Origin of the sequence: Actinopolymorpha cephalotaxi (assembly GCF_013408535.1) — a bacterium.
Lineage (GTDB): Bacteria > Actinomycetota > Actinomycetes > Propionibacteriales > Actinopolymorphaceae > Actinopolymorpha > Actinopolymorpha cephalotaxi.
On sequence record NZ_JACBZA010000001.1, the window covers coordinates 6,718,120 to 6,740,154 of the forward strand.

The window sequence follows — 22,035 nt, forward strand, 5'->3', positions numbered from 1 at the left end:
AGAAGTGCAGGGGGTGCGGACCTCCCCGGGGCCGACCCGGGACCAGCGGACGGAGCGGACCGTTGACCACCACCACCTGGACGAGGCGATGACCGCGAACTCCGCGTCCGAGGCGCGTGCCGCCGGCGCGCACACCCCCGCGGTCCGGCGGCCCCGAGCCGTGCACGTGTCCACGGTCCATGCCGCCACCGACATCCGGATCTTCCACAAGCAGTGCCGTACGCTCGCCGCGGCCGGCTACGACGTCGTGCTGCACGCGCGCACCGACCATCTCCAGGGCCCCGGCAGGCCCTACGAGCAGGACGGCGTCCGTGTGGTGCCGGTGCCGCCGTCGCCCGGCCGGGCCGCCCGGATGACGGTCGGGGTGTGGAGGCTCTTCCGCCCGCTGCTGGCCCACGACGCGGACGTCTACCACTTCCACGACCCCGAACTCCTCCCGCTGGCGGTGGCGCTGCGGCTGTGTGGGCGCACCGTCGTCTTCGACGCGCACGAGCCGCTGCCCGCGCAGATCCTGGCGAAGCCCTGGATCCCGCCGCGGTTACGGCCCGCGGTGGCGATGGCCACCAGGCTGCTGGTTCGCCTCGCCGGCCGGGGGGTGACCGCGGTGGTGGCCGCGTCGCCGCTGGTCGAGAGCGTCTACGCCGGCGCGCGCCGGATGGTGGTGGTGAACAACTTCCCGATCCTGCCCGGCGACGACCCGACCGCCCGGCCGGAGGTCGGCCGGGTCGGCCAGGCCGGCCGGGAGGAGGACGCCGAACGCCCGCCGGAGATCCCGTACGACCGGCGGCCGCGCGGGATCGTCTACGTCGGCGGGCTGTCGGACCTGCGGGGGCTGTCGGCGATGCTCGACGTGGCCCGGATCGCCGGCACCCGGCACGGCGAGCGGCTGACGCTGATCGGGACGTTCATGCCGGCGGAGCTGGAGGCGCGGCTGGCCGAGCCGGAACTCGCCGGGCTGATCGAGTACGTCGGCGCGCAGCCGCCGAAGCGGGTCCGCGAGCTGCTGGGTGAGTCCCGCGTCGGCCTGATCCTGCAGGTCGGGCCGGAGGCGTACAAGCGGAACCTCCCGACCAAGATGTTCGAGTACATGGCCGAGGGGATGCCGGTGGTGGCGTCCCACTTCCCGCTGTGGAAGCAGATCCTCGACGAGGCCGAGGCCGGTGTCACCGTCGACCCCGAGGACGGCCGGGCGGCCGCGGAGGCGGTGTCGCGGCTGCTGTCGGACCCGGTGGAGGCGGCGGCGATGGGCCGGCGCGGACGCAAGGCGGTGTACGAGAGGTACTCGTTCGGGCCGGAGGCGGCGAAGCTGCTCGCGTTGTACGACAGCCTGCTGCCCGGCGACCTGCGCGCCGCCAGAGCCCGATGAGCGGCGCCGACCCCGCGACGACGACCGACGTGCTTCCGGCCGCGCCGCGCACGGCACCCCGGCGGCCCGGCGCCCGGCGCGGGGTGGCGGAGATCGTGCTGGGCACGGTCCTCGGCCAGGGGCTGCTGATCGCGGCCGCTCCCGTCCTCGCCCGCCTCTACAGCCCCGCCGACTTCGCCCTGCTGCAGATCTTCACCGGTGTCGTCTCCGTCGGCGCCGTGCTGGCCGGCCTGCGGATGGACCTCGCCGTTCCGTTGGCGCGCGACGTCACCGAGGCCCGCGCGGTGGTGCGGGCCGGGCTGGCCGGCACGGTCGTGGTGGCGGTCGCGATCTGGCTGCTGGGCCTGGCCGGCGCCGGGCTGTGGGCGGTCAACGCCACCCTGGCCGACCTTCGGGCGGCGTGGTGGCTGGTGCCGCCGACGGTGGCGGTGATCGCGGTGTTCCAGCTGCTGAGCGCGGTGCTCGTCCGCGCCGAGCGGTACCGCGACCTCGCCGGGCGCAACGCCCTGCAGGGTGTGGGCACGGCCGGCGCTCAGCTCGGCCTCGGGTTCGCCGGACTGGCCCCGCTGGGGTTGCTGCTCGGCATGGGCGTCGGCCGCGCCGCCGGACTCGCGTCGATCGCCCGCGGCGGGTTGTTCCCGCCGCCGGCCGCCGGCCGGCGGGAGCCGGTGACGGCCGGGCAGGTGTACGCCGCGGTCCGCCGATTCCGCAGGTTCCCCCTGGTGACCACGTGGACGGCGCTGCTGAACAACACCGGACAGTACGCGCCGTACCTCCTGTTCTCGTTGACGTACGGCCAGAACCCCACCGGCTGGCTGGCGTTCACCAGCCGGCTGCTCGCGCTGCCGGCCACGGTGGTCGGCCAGGCGGTGGCCCAGGTGTTCCTCGGCCGGGGCGCGAGCGCGCGGCGGGACGCGACCGGCGACCTCCCGCGGCTGACCTGGCTGGCCGTGCGCCGGCTCGCGCTGGTCGGCGCCGGACCGGCGATCGCCTTGTCGCTGGCCGGTCCGTGGGTGTTCGGCTGGGTGTTCGGCGCACAGTGGGAACGCGCCGGGTCGTACGCCCAACTGCTGGCGGTGGCGTTCCTCGCGCAGTTCGTGGCCAGCCCGGTCTCCAACGTCCTGAACCTGGTGGAACGCCAGGGACTCGCTCTGGGCTGGGAGGCCGTCCGGTTGGTGCTGGTGGTCGGGGTGCCCTGGCTGGTGTGGGCGCTCGGGGGTTCGGACCTGGCCGGCGTCGCCGCCTACGCGGGGGTCCTGGTGCTCTCCTACGGCGGGGTTCTCGTGCTGGTCCGGTGGGTGCTGCGCCATGGCTAGCCGAGCGGTGACCGGGCCGCGGACGCCGGAGCGGAACACCCCCGGCCCGCGCACGTCCGGCCGGCACGTGCCCGGCCGGGACGCGGGCGGCCGGAACTTCCCCGGCCCGCGTACCAGGCGGGCGCGCGTCCCCCGGCGCCGCGGGCCGGCCGACCGGCCCCTCCCGCGGCGCGGCGTGGCCCGGGTCGGCGGCCGTACGGTGGCCTGGCTCGCGGTCTACGCGCTCGGCCTCGCGGCGTGTCACTACCTGGTGATCGCGCCGGCCTTCGCCTACCTCGGGTTCGAGAAGGTGCCACCCAACCCGCTGGTCGCGATCGTGGTGGCGCCGACCTACCTGCTGTGCGCCCGGCGGCTTCCGCTGTCCTGGGAACGCCCCTCCGCGATCGTGTACTGGATGCTGTTCCTGGTGGTGGTGGCGCCGGTGCACGTCCTGCCGATGTTCATCACCGACCGGTCCACGGCGGTGTGGCTGATGGTCGGCGGGGTGGCCGCGGCGTTCTGGCTGCTGGGCGGGATCTACTCCGTCCCGCTGTGGACGTTCCGCCCGCCGGCGATCCCGGCGCGGGTCTACTGGCCGGCGTACGCCCTGCTCTGGCTGGTGATGACCGGTGTCGTCGTCGGCTACTACGGCCTGCACCTGCGGCTGGTGAGCCTGTCGGAGATCTACGCGGTCCGCGACACCTACCGGAACTCCTTCGGCGAGGTGCCCAAGGTCGCGACGTACGTCGTCCCGTGGCTCGGCAACGTGATCGCGCCGGTCGCCATCGCCCGCGGCCTGATGACCAGGCGCTGGAGCTGGGCCGCGCTGGGCGTGCTCACCGAGCTGTACCTCGTGTCGATCACCGGGTTCAAGCAGTTGCTGTTCTCCTCGCTGCTGGCCGCCGGAGTGGTGGTGCTGGCGCGGACGACCGACCTGGCCCGGATCGGCCGGCGGGTCGGTGTCCTCGCCGCCTGCGGGGTGTTCGCCGTCACTGTGATCGACTTCGCCCGCGGCGGCTGGGGCCTGTCGTCGATCCTGGTCCGCCGGCTGGTGCTCACCAGCGCGGTCAACACGGAGTACCACTTCGAGTTCTTCCTGCAGAACCCCAAGGGACATCTGGGCTACGGGGTGCTGTCGCACTGGGTGGCCTATCCGTACGACCTGAAGCCGCCGTTCCTGATCGGCCAGGTGTTCTACGGCAATCCGGAGATGAGCGCCAACGCCAACCTCTGGGCGGACGCCTACGCCAACTTCGGGCTGGTCGGGGTCTTCGTGTTCACCGGCATCCTCGCCGTGGTGCTGCACTTCGCCGACAGCGCCGCGCGTGGCCTGCCGGGCGGCCTGGCGCTGGCCGCGCTCGCCCAGTCGGCGTTCAGCGTGTCCAACACCGCGATGTTGACGGTCTTCCTCACGCACGGCATGTTGCTGGCGGTGGCGGTCGTCTACCTCATGCCGGCAGGCGACGACGCCACCCGGCGAAAGCCCCGCCGGCCGGGCCTGCGGCGGATCCGCCGTGGGCCACCGCGGACGGGCCGCACCCGCCGCCGGCCGCCCGGGGTGGGCCGGCCGCGACCACGCCTCTCGGGAAGCCGAGCACCCTCATGAACCCGGACATGCGTTCGCCGAGTCCGCGGCCTTCGCGGCCGCCGCAGTCCCCGCAGGCCGCACGGAACGCCGGCCGGCCGCGGCGGGTGCTGGTCCTCAACCAGTCCGCCCTGCCCCGGTCGCAGGGCGGGGGCACCCGCCACGTGGAGCTGTTCGGGCGGCTCAGGCGATGGACGCACCGCATCGTGGCCGGCAACCGCAACTACACCACCCGGGAGCGCTTCTCCAGCAGGTCGCCGGCGTTCGTGACCGTTCCCGTCCCGAACTACGAGTCCAACGGCTCCGGCCGGGTGCTGAACTGGCTGGCGTACGCCGTGGGAGCGGTGGCCGCCGGTGTCCGGTGGGGACGGTACGACGTGGTGTACGCCTCGTCGCCACCCCTGCTGACCCCGCTGGCCGGCTGGCTGCTGGCGCGGCTTCGGCGGGTCCCGCTCGTCGTGGAGATCCGGGACCTGTGGCCGCGGTCGATGGTGGAGCTCGGCTACCTCGCCGACGGCTCCCGCACGCACCGGGCGCTGGTCGCCCTGGAGCGGTTCGTCTACCGGTCCGCGGACGCGATCGTGGCCGTCGCCGACGGCTGGCAGGACCACTTCGCGGCGTTCGGCGTACCACCGGAGAAGGTCGTGCTCGTGAGCAACGGCGCCGAGCCCGCCGACTTCGTACCCACCGTGCCGCGGGACAAGGCGCGCGCCGAACTCGGCGCGGACGGATTCGTCGCGGTCTACGCCGGAGCCCACGGCCCGGCCAACGGCCTGGACCTGATCCTGGACGTGGCCGGCGTACTGCCCGGCTGCACGTTCGTCCTCGTCGGTGACGGCCTGAACAAGGCGCGGCTGGTCACCCGGGCGGCTGAGGAGGCGATCGCCAACGTGCGGTTCCTGCCCGCGGTGCCGAAGGACCAGCTGGCGAACGTGTTCGTCGCCGCCGACGTGGGGCTGCACACGCTCGCCCAGGCGGAGTTGTTCAAGGAGGCGCTGAGCCCGAACAAGCTGTACGACTACCTCGCGGCGGGCCTCCCGGTCGTCACCAACGTCGGCGGCGACCTGGAACGCCGGCTGGTCGAGGCCGGCTGCGCGGTGCGCGGCTCGGCGGCGCCGGGCGAGTCCTCGTCGGCCGCGCTGGTCGCCGCGCTTCGCGAGCTGGGGGAGCGGGGTGCGGCCGAGCGGGCGCGGATGGGTGCGCGCGGCCGCGACTACGTGGAACGCAACGCCTCGCGTACGGCGATGGCGGCGCGCCTGGAAGCACTGCTGGACGAGGTGACCAGCCGCTGAGCGGCGACGTGACCAGCCGCCGAGCGGCGACGTGACCAGCCGCTGAGCGACGACGCGGCCGTGCGCCGGTTTTCGTCGCCAGAAAGCGGAAACAGGATCCTTCACCCGGACGCGGGGGAAGGGAAAACTACTTGACCCTGGGGGCGGTGCGTACCAACGCCCGGATACGGGGACCAGAGGAGTGGACGTTCACGACCGGCCCGAACGGCCCCGGCTCGTCCACGGGAGGCGTCGCCGTCCGCAACCGCTCGGCCGGCTCGGCGATCCTGTCCGACCCGATCCCACCCCGGGAGGCTGAACGCGCATGTTCGCCACGTCTGGCACGTCCGCCACGTCCGGGGATGCTCTCGCGGTCGCGGGTGGGACCCCCGTCCGCACGGCGGCCTTCCCTCCGTGGCCGGTGTTCTCCGAGGACGAGATCGAGGCCGTGGTGCGGGTGCTGCGGTCGGGCCGGGTCAACTACTGGACGGGCGTGGAGGGACGGGCGTTCGAGCACGAGTTCGCGACCGCGGTCGGCGCGCCGTACGCCGTGGCGCTGTCCAACGGAACCGTCGCGCTCGAACTCGCCCTGCACGCGGTCGGGATCGGCCCGGGCGACGAGGTGGTCGTACCCGCGCGGACGTTCGTGGCCACCGCGAGCGCGGTGGTGGCGGTCGGCGCCCGGCCGGTGGTCGCCGACATCGACCCGGTGAGCCAGGCGCTCACCGCGGCCACCGTGGAGGCGGTCCGCACGCCACGGACCCGGGCGGTGATCCCGGTGCACCTGGGCGGCTGGCCGGCGCCGATGGCGGAGCTGATGTCCCTGGCCGCCCGGCACGACCTGGTGGTGATCGAGGACTGTGCCCAGGCGCACGGCGCGCGGCTGGCGGGCCGGTCGGTCGGAACGCTGGGGCACGTGGCCGCGTGGTCGTTCTGCCAGGACAAGATCCTCACCACCGCGGGCGAGGGCGGCGCGGTGACCACCGGCGACGAGGAGATCTGGCGCTCGGTGTGGGAACGCAAGGACCATGGCAAGAGCTTCGCCGCGGTGTACGAGCGGTCGCACGCGCCGGGGTTCCGGTGGCTGCACGAGTCGTTCGGCACCAACGCGCGGATGACCGAGGTGCAGGCCGCGCAGGGCCGGCGCGCCCTGGCCCGGCTGCCGAAGTGGTCCGAACGCCGGCGCGCGCACGCGGCCGTGCTGGACGAGGGCCTGGCCGACGTGCCGGGACTGCGGGTGCCGGTCCCGCCGCCGGACGTACGGCACGCGTACTACAAGTACTACGCGTTCGTCCGGCCCGAACGCCTCGCGCCGGGATGGGACCGGGACGCGGTGATGACCGCGATCGAGGCGGAGGGTGTGCCGTGCCTGCAGGGTGCCTGCGCGGAGATCTACCGCGAGAAGGCGTTCGACGGCGTGGGCAGGCCCGAGCATCCGCTGCCGGTGGCGCACGAACTCGGCGGGACGTCGCTGATGTGGATGGTGCATCCCACCCTGACCAAGCGGGAGATCGACGACACCGTCGAGGCGATCCGGAAGGTGATGCGCGTCGCCGCCCCGGAATGACGCGGGATGGTTACGCTTCGGGTTCATGGCAACACTTTCAGTCGCCGATACCGCCGACGTGCACGAGACGGCGCGGGTCGGCGACGGGACCGCGGTGTGGCACCTGGCACAGATCCGGGAGAACGCCGTGCTGGGCACCGACTGCATCATCGGCCGCGGCGCCTACGTCGGCGCCGGCGTCCGGATCGGTGACCGGGTCAAGGTGCAGAACCACGCGCTGGTGTACGAGCCGGCCGTGCTGGAGGACGGGGTCTTCGTCGGGCCCGCGGTGGTGCTGACCAACGACCAGTACCCCCGCTCGGTCGACCCGGACGGCACGCTCAAACGCGCCGCCGACTGGGAGGCCGTCGAGGTGACGGTCCGCGAGGGCGCCTCGCTCGGTGCTCGCTCGGTGTGCGTCGCGCCGGTGACGGTCGGCCGGTGGGCGATGGTGGCCGCGGGCGCGGTCGTCGTCCGCGACGTACCCGACTTCGCGCTGGTGGCCGGAGTGCCCGCGCGCAGGGTCGGATGGGTCGGTCGTGCGGGGGTACGACTGGAGGACAAGGGCTCCGGACGCTGGCTGTGCCCGCGTACGGGCGCCACCTACACCGAGCGCGGGGGTCTCCTGCGCGAGGACGGCACCCACGACAGCCACGAGAGAGACCACGACCACGGGGGTCGATGACGTGAGCAACAACGAAGCGGTCCGCGAAGGGGCGCCGGGCGACGTGCTCCCCGACCCGATCCCGGCCGCGATGCCGATGATCGGTGCGGACGAACGCGCCGCGGTCGACCGGGTGCTCGCCAGCGGCATGCTGGTGCAGGGCCGGGAGGTCGCGGCGTTCGAGCAGGAGTTCGCGGCCCTGGTCGACGACCGGCCGTGCGTGGCGGTCAACGCGGGCACGAGCGCCCTGCACCTCGGCCTGCTGGCGGCCGGTGTCGGCCCGGGGGACGAGGTGATCGTGCCGTCGTTCACGTTCGCCGCCACCGCCAACTCCGTGGCGCTGACCGGGGCTACGCCGGTGTTCGCCGACATCGAGCCCGACCACTTCTGCCTGGATCCCGCGGCGGTCGAGGCCGCGGTGACCGCGCGCACGGTCGGGATCATGCCGGTGCACCTCTACGGCCACCCGGCGAACCTGACCGCGTTGACGCAGGTCGCCGACCGCTACGGGCTGGGAATCTTCGAGGACGCCTGTCAAGCCCACCTTGCGCGCTGGGGCGGGCGTCCGGTCGGCGCCTTCGGCACCTTCGGCGCGTTCAGCTTCTACCCCACCAAGAACATGACCACCGGTGAGGGCGGCATGGTGGTGTGCGCGGACGAGAACCTCGCCCGCACGGTCCGCCTGCTGCGCAACCAGGGCATGGAACGCAGGTACGAGAACGAGCTCGTCGGCTTCAACGCCCGGATGACCGACGTGGCGGCCGCGATCGGGCGGGTCCAGCTGGCCCGGGTCGAGGGCTGGACCAAGCAGCGCCGGTCCAACGCCGGCTACCTCGACGCCCACCTGGCCGGGGTCGCCGGGCTCGTCACTCCGCCGGTCGCGGGGGACGCCGAGCACGTCTACCACCAGTACACCGTGCGGGTGCCCGACCGGGACGGCGTGCAGGCGCGCCTCGCCCAGGCGGGGGTGGGCACCGGTGTCTACTACCCGATCCCGAACCACCGGCTTCCGTCGTACGCCGAAGGCTCCGGACGTGGCGTCGACCTGCCGGAGACCGAGCGGGCCTGCCGGGAGGCGATCTCGCTGCCGGTGCACCCGGGCCTGTCCGACCGTGAGCTCGCCCAGGTCGCGGCCGAGGTGACCAGGGCGGTGTCGCGATGAGCGCGCTACGGGCCGGGCTGCTGGGCCTGGGCATGATGGGCCGCCACCACGCCCGGGTGCTGCGGTCGCTGGAGGGCGTGGAGCTGGTCGCGGTCGCCGACCCCGGCGGTGACCCGCACGGTGTGGCCGGCGGCCTGGACGTGCTGCCGGACGCGGAGAAGCTGATCACCGCCGGCATCGACCTGTGTGTGGTCGCCGTACCCACCGCGTTCCACGAGGAGGTGGGCCTGGTGCTCGCCGCCGCCGGTGTGCACGCGCTGGTGGAGAAGCCGCTGGCCAGCACGGTGGAGGGCGCGGAGAAGCTGGCCGCGGCGTTCGAGGCGCAGGGGCTGGTCGGCTGTGTCGGGCACATCGAGCGCTACAACCCGGCGCTGCAGAACCTCCGGGCCCGCCTCGACCACGGCGAGCTCGGCGAGATCTACCAGGTGATCACCCGCCGGCAGGGGCCGTTCCCCAACCGCATCGCCGACGTCGGCGTGATCAAGGACCTCGCCACCCACGACATCGACTCCACCGCGTGGGTCACCCGCGGGCGTTACCGGTCGGTGTCGGCGCGGACCGCGCACAAGAGCGGCCGGAAGTACGAGGACCTGGTGGCGGTCGTCGGCCAGCTCGACGACGGCACGGTGGTCAACCACCTGGTCAACTGGCTGTCCCCGATGAAGGAACGCGTCACGGTGGTCACCGGCGAACGGGGCGCGTTCGTCGCGGACACGATCGCGGCCGACCTGACGTTCCACGCCAACGGCGTCCGCCTCCTGGAGTGGGAGACGATGGCGTCGTTTCGCGGGGTGACCGAGGGCGACATGATCCGGTACGCCATCCCCAAACCGGAACCGTTGCGCACCGAGCTCACCGCCTTCCGGGACGCGATCCTGCGCAACCGGGACGGAACCGGTGCGGCCGTGGGCACGGATCCGGACGCGGGCGGCGGCGACGTGGTGGGGATGCGGGAGGGGCTGGCGATCGTCGAGGTCGCCGAGGCGATCCTGCGTTCGGCCGCGCAGGGCCGTACGGTCGGCCTCGGCTGAACCTCCCTGCAAGGCGGGGTTGACGTGTAGCCTCGTGGTCGTGACTGCCGGGTCGGCTGTATCCAGCCATGAGCGAGTGAGGCACCCGGCCATCTCCTGATCATCGCGCGGGCCCGAGGTCCGCCCCTCCCCTCCGGCGCGAGGCGGAACCTGCGCGGAGAGGAGGTGATTGCATGTCCCGCCCTGAACATTCCAACGACGAGGCCGTCTGGGCTCGGTTCGTGGACCGGTACTCCGTCGGCGACGTGGTCGAGGGTGACGTCGTGAGCGTCGTCGCGTTCGGCGCCTTTGTCCGGATCGACGCGGTCGACGGACTGGCCCCGAAGGCGACGTGGCCGACGCTGCCCGAGGTCGGTGCCCGGGTGCCCGCGCGGATCGAGGCGATCGACGCGGACAACCACCGGTTCGCGCTGAGCCCGGCGTGATGTCTGGTACCGGCTCGTGACGTGAGTCGTGGCCGCGAGCCGGGGTGAGCGTGCCAACGGCCGCCGGGGTTCGCAGAAGACACCGCCATCGGAACCCCGGCGGTCGGGCTCCGGTGTTCTAGGGTCTCGCCCGTGAGCGAACCCTCCGAGCCCGACTACGCGCTGACCGATCCCCAGGACCTGTTGGCCGGCTTCCTCGACTACTACCGCGACGTGGTGCTCCGCAAGCTGGACGGCCTGTCCGAGGAGGAGTTGCGATCCAGCCGGCTCCCGTCGGGCTGGACGCCGCTCCAGCTGCTCAAGCACCTCACGCACGTGGAACGCCGGTGGCTGGTGTGGGGCTTTCTGGCCGAGCAGGTCGAGGACCCGTGGGCAGACGACGGCCCAGACGGGCGCTGGCGGGTCCGTCCGGAGGAGTCCGTGGACGATCTGCTGGCGGCGTTCCACGCGCAGGTGGCGCGTTCCAGGGAGATCGTGGCCGGCGGCGCGCTCTCGGACCTGTCCGCGCTCGGGGGCAGGTTTCCGGCGGACGTGGACGCCCAGCCGTCGTTGGGCTGGATCCTCTTCCACGTGCTACAGGAGTACGCCCGGCACGCCGGTCACCTCGACGTCGCCCGCGAGCTTGCCGACGGCGCCACAGGGGAGTGACGCCGTCGGCGGTGTCGCGTCACCTGTCGAGTACGCGGCTATGCGTCGGCGGTGAAGGCGTCCGCCCTGCGCAGCCAGGTCGCGGCCTCGTCAGGACGGCTCCGACGTTCCAGAACCCTGCCCAGCAACAGATGTGCGTACGGCTCGACCGGGTCCTGGTCGATCACGGCCCGCAGTTGCTCCTCGGCCCGGTTCAGCTGGGCCGAGTGGTAGTACGCCCGGGCGAGCAGCAGCCGGGCCGCGGTGTGGCGCGGGAACTCCTCCACCAGACCGGCCAGCAGTCGCGCGGACGCGATGTACCGGCGTTCGGCGAACATCAGGCCGGCGCGCTCCCACCGGTCCGCGGGCGCCTCCTCGGCCGGGGAGGCCACGCTGCCCCCGCCGGTCCCGGCGTTCTCGTCGGCCTGGTCGAAGAGGTGCAGCGCCCCGGCCCAGCGGTCGGCGGTGGCCTCGCCGTCGGGGCGAACGGTGTTGAACCTGTCGGTCATCGCAATCCTCCGGAGGGCTCGTCGGTGGCTATCAGGTCTGGTGGCTGATCGGGCCTCAGGGCGGCGAGGTACTGCTCGAACGGCACGAACGTCTCCTCGGCGGGTCGGCCATCGACGACACGGGCGTCGCCGTCCACCCGTGCGCCATTCGTCCGTACGCCATCCGCCCGTACGTCGACGGCGGCACGTGCGTCGCCGTGCACTCGGCCGGCCAGCAGGTCGGCCAGCTCGCCGGCAGCGCGTTCGATCCGGGTGGGCAGCCCCTCGGTCATGGAGTCGCCGCGCCCACCCCAGTCCTCGGCGGCGGCGTACACCGCGGTGGGTACGACGACCGCGCGCAGGAACGTGAACAGCGGCCGGAGCGCGTGCTCCAGGGCGAGTGAGTGCCGCGCCGTCCCGCCGGTCGCCGCGGCGAGCACCGGCGTACCTGTCAACGCGTCGTTGTCGACGACATCGAAGAACGACTTGAACAGCCCGCTGTAGGAGGCGGAGAACACCGGGGTGACGGCGATCAGGCCGTCCGCTTCCGACACAGAGGCGAGGGCGTCGGACAGCCGCCGCGACGGGAAGCCGGTCACCAGGTTGTTGGCGACGTCGGTGGCCAGGTCGCGGAGTTCGACCACCGTGACCTCGACCTCCCGGCCCCGGGCGGCCAGCGCCCGCCGGGTCGCGTCGGTGAGCCGGTCGGCCAGCAGCCGGGTGGACGACGGGACGCTCAGCCCGGCCGAGACGACCGTGAGCCGAAGAGGCGTACGTGTGGCCATGGGATTCAGCTCCTCACGATCTCGGCGTTCTCGGTGGAATGACTGGTCTCGTCGGTGGGCTCGGTGGGCTCGGCCGGCGCGGCCGACTCGGTGCGGCGAGCCAGCAGGGCTGCGTGGGAGGGAGCCTCCGGCACGCCGGCCGGACGCCCCTTGGCGAACTCCTCCCGCAGCACCGGCACGACCTGTTCGCCGAGCAGGTCGAGTTGTTCCAGGACGGTCTTCAGCGGAAGGCCGGCGTGGTCCATCAGGAACATCTGCCGCTGGTAGTCGCCGAACGTCTCGCGGAAGGTCAGCGTCTTCTCGATGACCTGCTGCGGGCTGCCGACGGTCAGCGGGGTCTCCCGGGTGAACTCCTCCAGCGAGGGGCCGTTCCCGTAGACGGGCGCGTTGTCGAAGTACGGACGGAACTCCCGTACCGCGTCCTGGGAGTTGGCCCGCATGAACACCTGCCCGCCGAGCCCGACGATCGCCTGCTCCGGCGTGCCGTGCCCGTAGTGGGCGTAGCGCGTGCGGTAGAGGTTGATCAGCCGGCGGAAGTGGTCCTTCGGCCAGAAGATGTTGTTGGCGAAGAAGCCGTCTCCGTAGTAGGCGGCCTGCTCGGCGATCTCCGGGCTGCGGATCGACCCGTGCCAGACGAACGGCGGTACGCCGTCCAGCGGACGCGGCGTGGAGGTGAATCCCTGCAGTGGCGTACGGAACCGCCCCTCCCAGTCGACGACGTCCTCCCGCCACAGCCGGTGCAGCAACGCGTAGTTCTCCACCGCCAGCGGGATGCCCTGCCGGATGTCCTGCCCGAACCACGGGTAGACCGGGCCGGTGTTGCCGCGGCCGAGCATGAGGTCCACCCGCCCGTCGGCCAGGTGCTGCAGCATCGCGAAGTCCTCGGCGATCTTCACCGGGTCGTTCGTGGTGATCAGCGTGGTCGACGTGGACAGGATCAGCTTCCGCGTCCGGGCGGCGATCCAGCCCAGCATCGTGGTGGGGGAGGACGGCACGAACGGCGGGTTGTGGTGCTCGCCGGTGGCGAAGACGTCGAGCCCGACCTCCTCGGCCTTGAGCGCGATCGCGGTCATCGCCTTGATCCGCTCGTGCTCGGTCGGTGCCCGGCCGGTGGTGGGGTCCACGGTCACGTCGCCGACGGTGAAGATGCCGAACTGCACGGCTGCCGCCTCCCTAGATCGTTCAACTTTCAACTGATCTGCTTCAGCGTTCAGCACCGTGGGTCTATTCCCGGTCCGCCGGCAGCCCGGCCGGCCAGAGGATTTGTCAGGTTTCGTACGTCACGGCAGCCTCCGCCAGTCCGCGGACACCGGCCATGCGATCGGCCTCCTCCGCGACGAGCGCTCGGTCGGCCTTGCCGATCCGGCCGAATCCCCGCACCGTCACCGCCAGCCGTTTCCTGGCCGCCGTCTTCGCCCGCCACACCCCGGCGACGTCGCCGCGGACCAGGACCGCACCCGGGTTGCCGAGGATCTTCCAGACCTCCTTCTGCCGCGCCGGGTCGGGGACGAGCAGATCGCGGTCGCGTGACTGCAGGAACGGGTCCAGCGGCGGCAGCAGCCGCACGTGCTCCGGCGCGGTCGCCCCGCGCAGCGCGGCGAGGTCCTCCTCCGGCAGCCAGCACTTCCGGCCATCCGCGCGTACCTCGACCAGCCCGTCCGGCCAGCTGTGCCGGAGCTCGGTCTGCGAGGTGCCGAAGTAGCCCGCCGCGTCGGCTGCCGTCGCCGGGCCGTGCAGGCGGAGGTACGCACGGACGACGTCGGCGGTGCCGGCCGGCCTGGTGGGCACCGCGGGCCGCTTCTCCAGCGGCGCCAGCACCGGCGGGGAGGTGTCGAACTCCTGGCGTACGCCGGCGGGCAGGCCGACCTGCTGCAGCAGCCCGCCGTAGACGTGGCGGGCCTTGCAGCTTCGGCAGTCGTAGGAGTACGCGTCCGGCAGCTTCGCGGTGACCGCCGCGCTCACCTCACCCTTCGGCATCGGCCTGGTCACCACCGACCGCAGCGCCTTCGCCGCCGCGGCGAACGCCTCCAGCGCACCGATGCCGGACTCCTTGAGCGGCTTGCGCTCGGCGGCCAGCCGGGAGTGCGCGTCGGCCTCGCCGCGGGGCCACAGCGCCCGGGCCAGGTGAGCGAGGTCGGCGCGCCGGTGCAGGTGAGGCGCCCCGCGTACGGACCACAACACCGCGAACGCGCCCTCGTCGGCGAACGGGTCGGCGTCGCCGTCTGGCAGCCGGGGCAACCGGGCGGAGAGCGCCAGCCGGGCGGTGTGCGCGGCGCTGTGCTGCACGCCGAGGTCGAGCACGCCCAGCTTGGCCGGGTCGTCGGTGGACCGGTCGAGACCCTGCGCGGCGGCGCGGTACGCCAGCACCTGATCCCGGTCGACGTCGAGCATCATCGGACTCCTCTCGTTCAGCCGTGTCCCCGGAGCGTTCTGCGGTGTCCCGGACCGTCGCTCGGCCGGCCGGGGGCGTGCCTACTCGCCTCGCAACGGAGTGTCGCGGTAGGTCCCGAACAGCGGCAAGGAGTCCAGCGCGGGTTCGGGGTCGCCGTCCCAGCTCAGGGCGCGCACCTGGTCACGGGTGCGCCGGCCGCCGACGGTGCGGAGCAGGTCGTACGCCGCCACCCGCAGTGTGGCCACCGGCTCCCCCGCTCCGATGGTCCGCGGCTCCTCGTCGTCGATCACCAGCCGGACCGCCGGGCCGCCGGACTCCCGCAGCCGCTGGTCGATCTGCTCCAGGGGCCGGGTGAGCCCGACCCGCACCGCGGGGTCGGTGCGCGCACCCGGTTTGTCCAGCGCGGTGCGCAGGTCCTGCTCGTGGGAGACGACCTCGGTCACCAGCACCGTGCCCATCGGCGAGGTCAGCAGCGGCTCGGCGTCGGCGCGGTGGCGCTCCCACTCCACGAGCGAGTCGGCCACCGACTGCCCGTCGCGTTCGCGCACGGTCCGCTCCCCGAAGTCGTCGCCGGAGGCCAGGTCGAACCGCTGGGCCGCGAAGTCGGCCAGCGCGCCCGCCAGGTGCGCGGCCAGCGCCTCGACGGTCCACCCGGGGCAGGCGTCGACGGGCGTGCCCGGGTCGGCGTCGCGCAGGAGGGCGGCGGTCCGGGCCATGGCGGCGTCGTACAACTCGGTGGCGGACTGGTCGGACTGGCCGGCGGACTGGGACTGCGCGGCCGATTCGGGCCGGACGGTGTCGCTCATCGTGGGGCTCCTTTGCTCCAGGCTTGCTGCGGGTTTGCTCCGGGGTGGACCGGTGGCTCGGTGGATCCGAATCCTGGGTCAGCGCTGCTGCTGCTGGTCGTCGAAGGCGTAGCCGAATGTGTACTCCACGGCACCGACACCGTGCTCGGCGACGAAGTTTCCCCGGCCGCGCAGACCGGCGAGCTCCCCGGTGGCCGACCCGGGAACGACGCTCCAGTCCGCGCGGACCGTCGTACCGGAGAAGCCGCCGTCGTGGGCGAGGACGAAGCTGCCGGTACGTCCGCCGACGGTGCCGGTCACCTTCTCGTAGCCGTGGAAGTGGCCGGCGCCCCACTGGCCCTCGCCCGGTCCGTAGAACATCACGTGGTGGGCCTCGCCGGTGCCGTCGATCGCACCGGTGAAGGTGTTGGTGGTGTACGCGTGCGCCACCCGGGGGCACTCCTCGCCCGGCTCCGGCTGGGCCTCCTCCCACGTCGTGTAGGAGAAGGTGCCGTCCGGTCCGGTGGATCCGAGCCGGTCGCCGGCCGGGCTCGCGTCGGCGGTGGCCGCGTCGGCGGTGGTCGCGCCCGGGGTGCTGGGTGTCGAGGCGTTCGGCATGAGGTGGTTCTCCCTGGTTCGTCGCGGATGCTCATGCCCACGGCCGGGCACGCGGCTAACCCTTGCCGGGATACCTGCCACGTACTGTCAGGTACGTACGAGAAGATTCCAACGAACGGCCCGAGGAAGGGAGCGGACATGCGCGCCGGCAGGCTGCTGTCCCTGCTGCTCCTGCTCCAGGCCCGCGGCCGGATGACCGCACCCGAGCTTGCCGCGGAGCTGGAGGTGTCGGTCCGCACCGTCTACCGCGACGTCGAGTCGCTGTCCGCGGCGGGCGTTCCCGTCTACGCCGACCGCGGCCCGGCCGGCGGCTACCAGCTGCTCGGTGGGTTCCGGACCAAGCTCACCGGCCTCACCGGGGACGAGGCGGAGTCGCTGTTCGCCGGCATCCCGGGCGACGCGGCGGCCGAGCTCGGCCTCGGCTCGGTGCTCGCGGCCGCGCAGGTGAAGCTGCTGGCCGCGCTGCCACCGGAGCTGCGCTCGCGCGCCGGCCGGATCCGGGAGCGGTTCCACCTGGACGCGCCGAGCTGGTTCCGCGAGGTGGAGAGCTCCGAGCACCTGGCCGCGCTGGCCGAGGCGGTCTGGAACCAGCAGGTGGTGGAGGTGCGCTACGAGCCGTGGGGCCGGGAGGAGGTCACCCGCGTGCTCGAGCCGTACGGCCTGGTTCTCAAGACCGGGGTCTGGTACGTCGCGGCCCGCGTCGACGGCGACTTCCGCAGCTACCGCGTCGGGCGGATCCGCTCGCTCACCCGGCACCCGGACCACTTCGAACGCGCCGCGGACTTCGACCTCGCCGGCTACTGGGCGTCCTGGGCCGAGAACTACCGTGCCCGGCTGTTCCACTCCGAGGCCGTGGTGCGGCTGTCGCCGCTGGCCCGCGACCTCGTGCCGTACTACCTCGGCCCGCACGCGGCCCGGGCGTTGCGCGAGACGGCCGGGCCGCCGGACGAGCACGGGTGGGTGCGGGCGACGCTGCCGATCGAGACGCCGACGCACGCGCGGATGGAGTTCTTCCGGTTCGGCCCGGATCTGGAGGTGCTGGAGCCCGCGGAGCTGCGCGAGCTGATGGTGCGCAGCGCCGCCGAGGTCACCCGGCTCTACGCCGACGGCCCCGGCGAGTCGTCCGGGTGAGGCGGAAATTCTTCCGCGGAAGAATCTGCACCACTCGAGCGTGAGCTCCGAGGTCGAATACGGCCTAGCGCGGCCCGCCGGCCAGGCCGGTCCGCAGCCGGTCCACCGCCTCCGACAGCACCTCGTCCCGCTTGCAGAACGCCCAGCGCACCAGCGGCCGCCCGGCCTGCTTGTCGTCGTAGAACACCTCGTGCGGGATGGCGACCACGCCGCAGCGCTCGGGCAGCATCCGGCAGAACTCCACGCCGTCGTCGTACCCGAGCGGGCGTACGTCGGTGGTGACGAAGTACGTCCCACCGGGCACGAACACGTCCAGCCCCAGCGAGGACAGGCCCGCGCTGAGCAGGTCACGCTTGCCCTGCAGGGACGACCGCAGACCGGCGTAGTAGTCGTCGCCGAACGCCAGCGCCTTCGCGACCGCCGGCTGGAACGGCCCGCCGGAGACGTAGGTGAGGAACTGCTTGGCGGTGCGCACCGCGGCCACCAGCGGCGGAGTGGCGCAGACCCAGCCGATCTTCCAGCCGGTGACGGCGAACGTCTTCCCGGCGCTGGAGATGGTCACGGTGCGCTCGCGCATCCCGGGGTACGTCGCGAGTGGGATGTGCGGCGCACCGTCGTAGGACAGGTGTTCGTACACCTCGTCGGTCACCACCAGCAGGTCACGCTCGACGGCGAGCTCGGCGATCGCCGCCAGCTCGTCCGCGGTGAGCACGGTGCCGGTCGGGTTGTGCGGTGAGTTGACGAGCAGCAGCTTGGTGCGCGAGGTGACCGCGGCGCGGAGCGCGTCGACGTCCAGCCGGAAGTCCGGCGCCCGCAGGGTGACCGGCACGCGCCGCCCGCCGGCCATCGCGATCCCGGCCGCGTAGGAGTCGTAGTACGGCTCCAGCGCGACCACCTCGTCGCCCGGCTCGACCAGGGCCAGCAGCGCGGCCGCGATCGCCTCGGTCGCGCCCGCGGTGACGAGCACCTCGGTGTCCGGGTCGTACTCCAGGTCGTAGAAGCGGCGCTGGTGCGCGGACACCGCCTCGCGCAGGGCGGCGATGCCGATGCCCGGTGGGTACTGGTTGTGCTCACCGGACCGGATCGCGTCGACCGCGGCGTCCAGCATCGGCGTCGGGCCGTCGGTGTCGGGGAAACCCTGGCCGAGGTTGATCGAGGAGGTTCGCAGTGCGAGCGCCGACATCTCTGCGAAGATCGTCGTCCCGAGACCCTGCAGGCGGGCAGCCATCCGTGGGTGCGTCACGGTCACCGACCTTACTGCCGGAGCCTTTCCGGAGACCGCCGGTGGCGCTTCCCGGCAGTCCGTTCCGGTGGGCATGGGCGGGGAGGCGTCCGGGGTCGGTCGCGCGCCGCGACCGCGGCCGATGGCAAGGTGGCAGTCGGTACGCGAACCCGTGTCGGCGAGGATGGGGACACACGACCAGGAGGTCCGCATGAGCGAGACGAACCCACCCAGGCCCGGGACGTCCGGGACCTCCGGCACGTCCGGGACCTCGGGCATGTCCGGGATGCCGCCGATGCCCCACTGGCCTCGCGGTGAGGAGGACGCGTCCGCGCGGCCGACCGAACGTCCCCGCGTGGTCCAGATCGCGGTCTACCTCATGTACCTCGGTGCGGCGCTGTCGGCGGTCTCGGCGGTCGCGGTGTTCGGTTCGCGCGACCGGCTCGCCAACGACGCCCGCGAGATGCTCCGCGGGCAGAAGCAGCCGCTCACCCCCGACAAGATCGACGCCACTGTCAACACCAGCCTGACGCTGTTCGTCGTGTTCGGCGCGCTGGCGGTGGCGTTGTGGATCCTGATGGCGGTGATGAACGGCAAGGGGAAGCCCTGGGCCCGCACGGTCGCGACGGTCCTCGCGGTCGCGAACGTCTTCAACTTCGTCGCGACCGGGATGTCCATCGTGGGGCTCGCCCTCCTCGCCACCGGCACGGTCGCCGCCGTACTCCTGTGGCTGCCGGCCGCCCGTCCCTGGTTCGCCACCACCCGGCGCCTGCGCGTCTGATTCGGAGATCATGCCTACCGCTCTCGTCACCGGACCCACCGCCGGCCTCGGTCGCGCCTACGCCGAGGCGCTCGCCGCTCGCGGCTTCGACCTCGTGCTCGTCGCCCGCGACCGGGCCAGGCTGAGGTCCCTCGCCACCGAACTCTCCGGCCGGTTCGGGGTGAACTGCGAGGTCCTGCCGGCCGACCTCGCCGACAAGGCGGACCTTCGTACGGTCGAGGAACGCCTGCGGGCCGGCGAGCAACCGGTCGACCTGCTGATCAACAACGCGGGCTACGGCATGGGCGAGGGCTTCCTCGACAGCACTTCCGACGACGAGGAACGCCTCCTCGACGTGCTCGTCGTCGCGGTGCTGCGGCTCACCAAGGCCGCCCTGCCCGGCATGCTGGCCCGTCGTACCGGCGCGGTGGTCAACGTCTCCAGCGTTGCCGGGTTCGCGCCCTATGGCACCTACGGCGCGGCGAAGGCGTGGGTAACGACCTTCACCGAGGGCGTCGCGAACGACCTGGTGGGCACCGGTGTCCGCGCGTTCGCGGTGTGCCCGGGCTACGTGCGCACGGAGTTCCACCAGCGGTCCGGTCTGAGGGTGCGGGGTCTGCCGGACTTCATGTGGCTGACGCCTCCGGACGTGGTGGACGCCACCCTGCGCCACCTGGACTCCGGCCGGGCCGGCCCGGTGGTGGTGCCGACGACCCGCTACCAGGTGGTCGCGGGTGCCGCGAGGTACGCGCCGCGGCCGTTGGTGCGGGCTGCCGCCCGCGGTGTGCGGATGCGCCGCCGCTGAACCCGTCCGTGCTGAGCCTGTCTCCACACGGGCGGGCCCGGGGCGTGTCCTAAGCTTGCCGCCGTGCCCAGTGAGCGTTCGCAACTCCTCGACCAGATCACGTCCAAGGCGATCGTCCGCGAGACCGTCACGTTGTCGTCGGGAAAGACCGCCGACTACTACATCGATCTGCGCCGGATCACCCTCGACGGTGCGGCCGCGCCGCTGGTGGGACGGCAGATGCTGGAGCTCACCGGCGACCTCGACTTCGACGCCGTGGGCGGCCTGACGCTCGGGGCCGACCCGCTGGCGACCGCGATGCTGCATGCCGCGGCGGCGCAGGGGCAGCGGCTGGACGCGTTCGTCGTCCGCAAGGAGGAGAAGCGGCACGGCCTGCAGCGCCGGATCGAGGGGCCCGACGTGGCCGGCCGGCGGGTGCTCGCGGTGGAGGACACCTCGACCACCGGCTCGTCGGTCCTCACCGCGGTGGAGGCGCTGCGCGAGGCGGGCGCCAACGTGGTCGCGGTGGCGGTCCTCGCCGACCGGAGCACCGGTGCGCAGGCGAAGGTCGAGGCGGCCGGGCTGCCCTACCGGTACGTCTACGGACTCACCGACCTCGGCCTGGGGTAGTGGGGTCCGCGTGATCTGGATTGCCGCCGCCGTCGTCCTCGTCGTGCTGGTCGTCGCGGGCGGGGTGGTGTCGTACAACCGGTTCGTCAGCCAGCGCAACCTCGTCCAGGACTCCTGGCGGCAGGTGGACGTCGAACTCCACCGCCGGTACGACCTGGTGCCCGGCCTGCTCGAATCGGTCCGCACCCACGAGCACGGTGAGGGGCCGGTGTTCGCCGAGGTCGCCCGGCGGGCCGAGGTGGCGGCGCGAGGCGGCGGCGACCTGTCCGTCCGGGCCGGCCGGGAGGCGGCGCTCGCGGAGGGGCTGCGGCGGCTGTTCGCGCTGGCCGACCGGCACCCGGCGCTCGCCGGGGACGAGGAGTTCCTGAACCTCCAGCGGCAGGTGGCCGAGACCGAGGACCGGATCGCGGCCGGCCGGCGCTTCTACAACGCGAACGTACGGGCGTACAACACCCGCGTCGAGGCCTTGCCCTCCAGCCTGCTGGCCGCCCGCTGCGGCTTCGAGAAGGCGGAGTACTTCGAGGTCGAGGAGGCGCAGGTGCGCGCGGCGCCGGCGATCGACTTCGGTGCGCTGGGAACGCCGTCCCAGATCCCGCCCGGCGACCAGTAGCGGGAGCAGCGGTCAGCCGTGCACCTCGAGGTGCACGGGTCAGCTGCGCCGGTCGGCCTGGGGCGTCTCGGTCTCCGCCTCCGGCGTCGGCGTGGCCGGCTGCTGGTTGCGATGGGTCGCCCGCATGCGGAGGTACTCCAGGCCGATCGGGACCACCGACACCAGGACGACCGCGACCAGCATCAGCTCGATGTTGGTCCGGACCACCTCGATCCGGCCCAGGAAGAAGCCGAGGACGGTGACCCCGGCGCCCCAGACGACCGCACCAATCGAGGTGTAGGTGGCGTAGCGGCGGAAGTCCATCTTCGCCACGCCCGCGGTCACGGTGATGAACGTCCGCACGATGGGTACGAAGCGGGCCAGCACGATGGCGCGGGCGCCGTACTTGCCGAAGAAGTCCTGCGTCTTGTCGACGTACTCCCGTTTGAAAAGCCGTGAGTCCTCCCGCCCGAACACCCGTGGCCCGGCGCGGAAGCCGATGCCGTAGCCGACCAGGTTTCCCACGGTCGCGGCGACGGCGACGAGAACGCACACCAGCCACAGCGGCGTGCCGATGGAGCCCGTCGCCACCAGCAGACCGGCGGTGAACAGCAGTGAGTCGCCCGGGAGGAAGAAGCCGACGAGCAGCCCGCACTCGGCGAAGATGATGAGCAACACCCCGACCAGCGCGTAGGGGCCGAGCGTGTCCAGGATCTTCTGGGCGTCGAGCCAGGAGGGAAGCAGCGCGAGTGTGGTGGCGAGTGTCGTCGTGGGTGGCACTCAGAGAGCGTAGCTGGCCAACCCCGGAACTTCTCCGGCCGTACGACCTCGTGCCGGCGGTGGTTCGGCCGGCCCGCGCCGGAATGGGATCGAATGCCC

The 22,035-nt window shown here is 72.8% G+C and carries 23 protein-coding genes; 15 read left to right on the plus strand and 8 right to left on the minus strand.

Annotated features, from left to right (window positions below; translation table 11 throughout):
• The first annotated feature begins 13 nt into the window (after positions 1-13).
• From FHR37_RS30075 to FHR37_RS30120, 10 genes are all read left to right on the plus strand, one after another.
• Complete coding sequence (locus FHR37_RS30075) at positions 14-1,366, plus strand: glycosyltransferase (RefSeq protein ID WP_175542673.1); 1,353 nt, start codon at positions 14-16, stop codon at positions 1,364-1,366.
• The gene (locus FHR37_RS30080; RefSeq protein ID WP_092886113.1) at positions 1,363-2,682 is read left to right on the plus strand and encodes a lipopolysaccharide biosynthesis protein; all 1,320 of its coding nucleotides are present in this window, start codon (positions 1,363-1,365) and stop codon (positions 2,680-2,682) included. Before FHR37_RS30075 ends, FHR37_RS30080 begins: the two co-directional genes overlap by 4 nt.
• Positions 2,675-4,267 carry a hypothetical protein gene (locus tag FHR37_RS30085; RefSeq protein WP_139239089.1) on the plus strand — a complete coding sequence of 531 codons (1,593 nt, stop codon included), beginning with the start codon at positions 2,675-2,677 and terminating at the stop codon, positions 4,265-4,267. The genes FHR37_RS30080 and FHR37_RS30085 overlap by 8 nt, the downstream gene beginning before the upstream one ends.
• An 8-nt stretch (positions 4,268-4,275) precedes the next feature.
• Positions 4,276-5,538, plus strand: coding sequence for a glycosyltransferase family 4 protein (locus tag FHR37_RS30090; RefSeq protein WP_092886311.1), 1,263 nt, complete (start codon positions 4,276-4,278; stop codon positions 5,536-5,538).
• Positions 5,539-5,842: 304 nt separating this feature from the next.
• Positions 5,843-7,084, plus strand: a complete 1,242-nt coding sequence (locus tag FHR37_RS30095; RefSeq protein WP_092886117.1) for a DegT/DnrJ/EryC1/StrS family aminotransferase — start codon at positions 5,843-5,845, stop codon at positions 7,082-7,084.
• 25 nt (positions 7,085-7,109) lie between these two features.
• Positions 7,110-7,748, plus strand: a complete 639-nt coding sequence (locus FHR37_RS30100) for an acyltransferase (RefSeq protein ID WP_092886119.1) — start codon at positions 7,110-7,112, stop codon at positions 7,746-7,748.
• 70 nt (positions 7,749-7,818) lie between these two features.
• Complete coding sequence (locus FHR37_RS30105) at positions 7,819-8,889, plus strand: DegT/DnrJ/EryC1/StrS family aminotransferase (RefSeq protein ID WP_092886313.1); 1,071 nt, start codon at positions 7,819-7,821, stop codon at positions 8,887-8,889.
• Positions 8,886-9,920, plus strand: coding sequence for a Gfo/Idh/MocA family protein (locus FHR37_RS30110; RefSeq protein ID WP_092886121.1), 1,035 nt, complete (start codon positions 8,886-8,888; stop codon positions 9,918-9,920). Before FHR37_RS30105 ends, FHR37_RS30110 begins: the two co-directional genes overlap by 4 nt.
• A gap of 173 nt (positions 9,921-10,093) precedes the next feature.
• Positions 10,094-10,345 (plus strand): S1 RNA-binding domain-containing protein, encoded by a 252-nt coding sequence (locus FHR37_RS30115; RefSeq protein WP_092886123.1) that lies wholly within the window; start codon positions 10,094-10,096, stop codon positions 10,343-10,345.
• 132 nt (positions 10,346-10,477) lie between these two features.
• Entirely contained in the window at positions 10,478-10,993 is a 516-nt protein-coding gene (locus tag FHR37_RS30120; protein WP_237768965.1) for a DinB family protein, read from the plus strand.
• A gap of 38 nt (positions 10,994-11,031) precedes the next feature.
• Here FHR37_RS30120 and FHR37_RS30125 read toward each other — a convergent pair whose 3' ends face one another.
• The 6 genes from FHR37_RS30125 to FHR37_RS30150 form a co-directional block, all read right to left on the minus strand.
• A complete protein-coding gene (locus FHR37_RS30125; protein ID WP_092886127.1) occupies positions 11,032-11,481 on the minus strand; it encodes a tetratricopeptide repeat protein in 450 nt (149 codons plus the stop codon).
• Entirely contained in the window at positions 11,478-12,245 is a 768-nt protein-coding gene (locus tag FHR37_RS30130; protein ID WP_092886129.1) for an FMN reductase, read from the minus strand. Before FHR37_RS30130 ends, FHR37_RS30125 begins: the two co-directional genes overlap by 4 nt.
• 5 nt (positions 12,246-12,250) lie before the next feature.
• Positions 12,251-13,405 (minus strand): LLM class flavin-dependent oxidoreductase, encoded by a 1,155-nt coding sequence (locus FHR37_RS30135; RefSeq protein WP_202818260.1) that lies wholly within the window; start codon positions 13,403-13,405, stop codon positions 12,251-12,253.
• Positions 13,406-13,511: 106 nt separating this feature from the next.
• Entirely contained in the window at positions 13,512-14,639 is a 1,128-nt protein-coding gene (locus tag FHR37_RS30140; RefSeq protein ID WP_202818261.1) for a winged helix DNA-binding domain-containing protein, read from the minus strand.
• Between the two features lie 78 nt (positions 14,640-14,717).
• The gene (locus FHR37_RS30145; RefSeq protein WP_092886131.1) at positions 14,718-15,443 is read right to left on the minus strand and encodes a maleylpyruvate isomerase family mycothiol-dependent enzyme; all 726 of its coding nucleotides are present in this window, start codon (positions 15,441-15,443) and stop codon (positions 14,718-14,720) included.
• 78 nt (positions 15,444-15,521) lie between these two features.
• The gene (locus FHR37_RS30150; protein WP_092886133.1) at positions 15,522-16,040 is read right to left on the minus strand and encodes a DUF3224 domain-containing protein; all 519 of its coding nucleotides are present in this window, start codon (positions 16,038-16,040) and stop codon (positions 15,522-15,524) included.
• Between the two features lie 138 nt (positions 16,041-16,178).
• Between FHR37_RS30150 and FHR37_RS30155 the strand changes: the two genes are divergently transcribed.
• Positions 16,179-17,171 (plus strand): helix-turn-helix transcriptional regulator, encoded by a 993-nt coding sequence (locus FHR37_RS30155; RefSeq protein WP_092886135.1) that lies wholly within the window; start codon positions 16,179-16,181, stop codon positions 17,169-17,171.
• 64 nt (positions 17,172-17,235) lie between these two features.
• On the opposite strand, the gene FHR37_RS30160 is transcribed toward FHR37_RS30155, so the two are convergent.
• Positions 17,236-18,399: a pyridoxal phosphate-dependent aminotransferase gene (locus tag FHR37_RS30160; RefSeq protein ID WP_092886317.1), complete on the minus strand. Its 1,164-nt coding sequence runs from the start codon at positions 18,397-18,399 to the stop codon at positions 17,236-17,238.
• Between the two features lie 205 nt (positions 18,400-18,604).
• Between FHR37_RS30160 and FHR37_RS30165 the strand changes: the two genes are divergently transcribed.
• From FHR37_RS30165 to FHR37_RS30180, 4 genes are all read left to right on the plus strand, one after another.
• Positions 18,605-19,174: a hypothetical protein gene (locus FHR37_RS30165; protein ID WP_139239090.1), complete on the plus strand. Its 570-nt coding sequence runs from the start codon at positions 18,605-18,607 to the stop codon at positions 19,172-19,174.
• A gap of 10 nt (positions 19,175-19,184) precedes the next feature.
• A complete protein-coding gene (locus tag FHR37_RS30170; RefSeq protein WP_092886139.1) occupies positions 19,185-19,958 on the plus strand; it encodes an SDR family NAD(P)-dependent oxidoreductase in 774 nt (257 codons plus the stop codon).
• A gap of 63 nt (positions 19,959-20,021) precedes the next feature.
• Complete coding sequence (pyrE, locus tag FHR37_RS30175; protein WP_092886141.1) at positions 20,022-20,567, plus strand: orotate phosphoribosyltransferase; 546 nt, start codon at positions 20,022-20,024, stop codon at positions 20,565-20,567.
• A gap of 10 nt (positions 20,568-20,577) precedes the next feature.
• A complete protein-coding gene (locus tag FHR37_RS30180; RefSeq protein WP_092886143.1) occupies positions 20,578-21,177 on the plus strand; it encodes a LemA family protein in 600 nt (199 codons plus the stop codon).
• 39 nt (positions 21,178-21,216) lie between these two features.
• On the opposite strand, the gene FHR37_RS30185 is transcribed toward FHR37_RS30180, so the two are convergent.
• Positions 21,217-21,936 carry a DedA family protein gene (locus tag FHR37_RS30185; RefSeq protein ID WP_092886145.1) on the minus strand — a complete coding sequence of 240 codons (720 nt, stop codon included), beginning with the start codon at positions 21,934-21,936 and terminating at the stop codon, positions 21,217-21,219.
• Between the last annotated feature and the right edge of the window lie 99 nt (positions 21,937-22,035).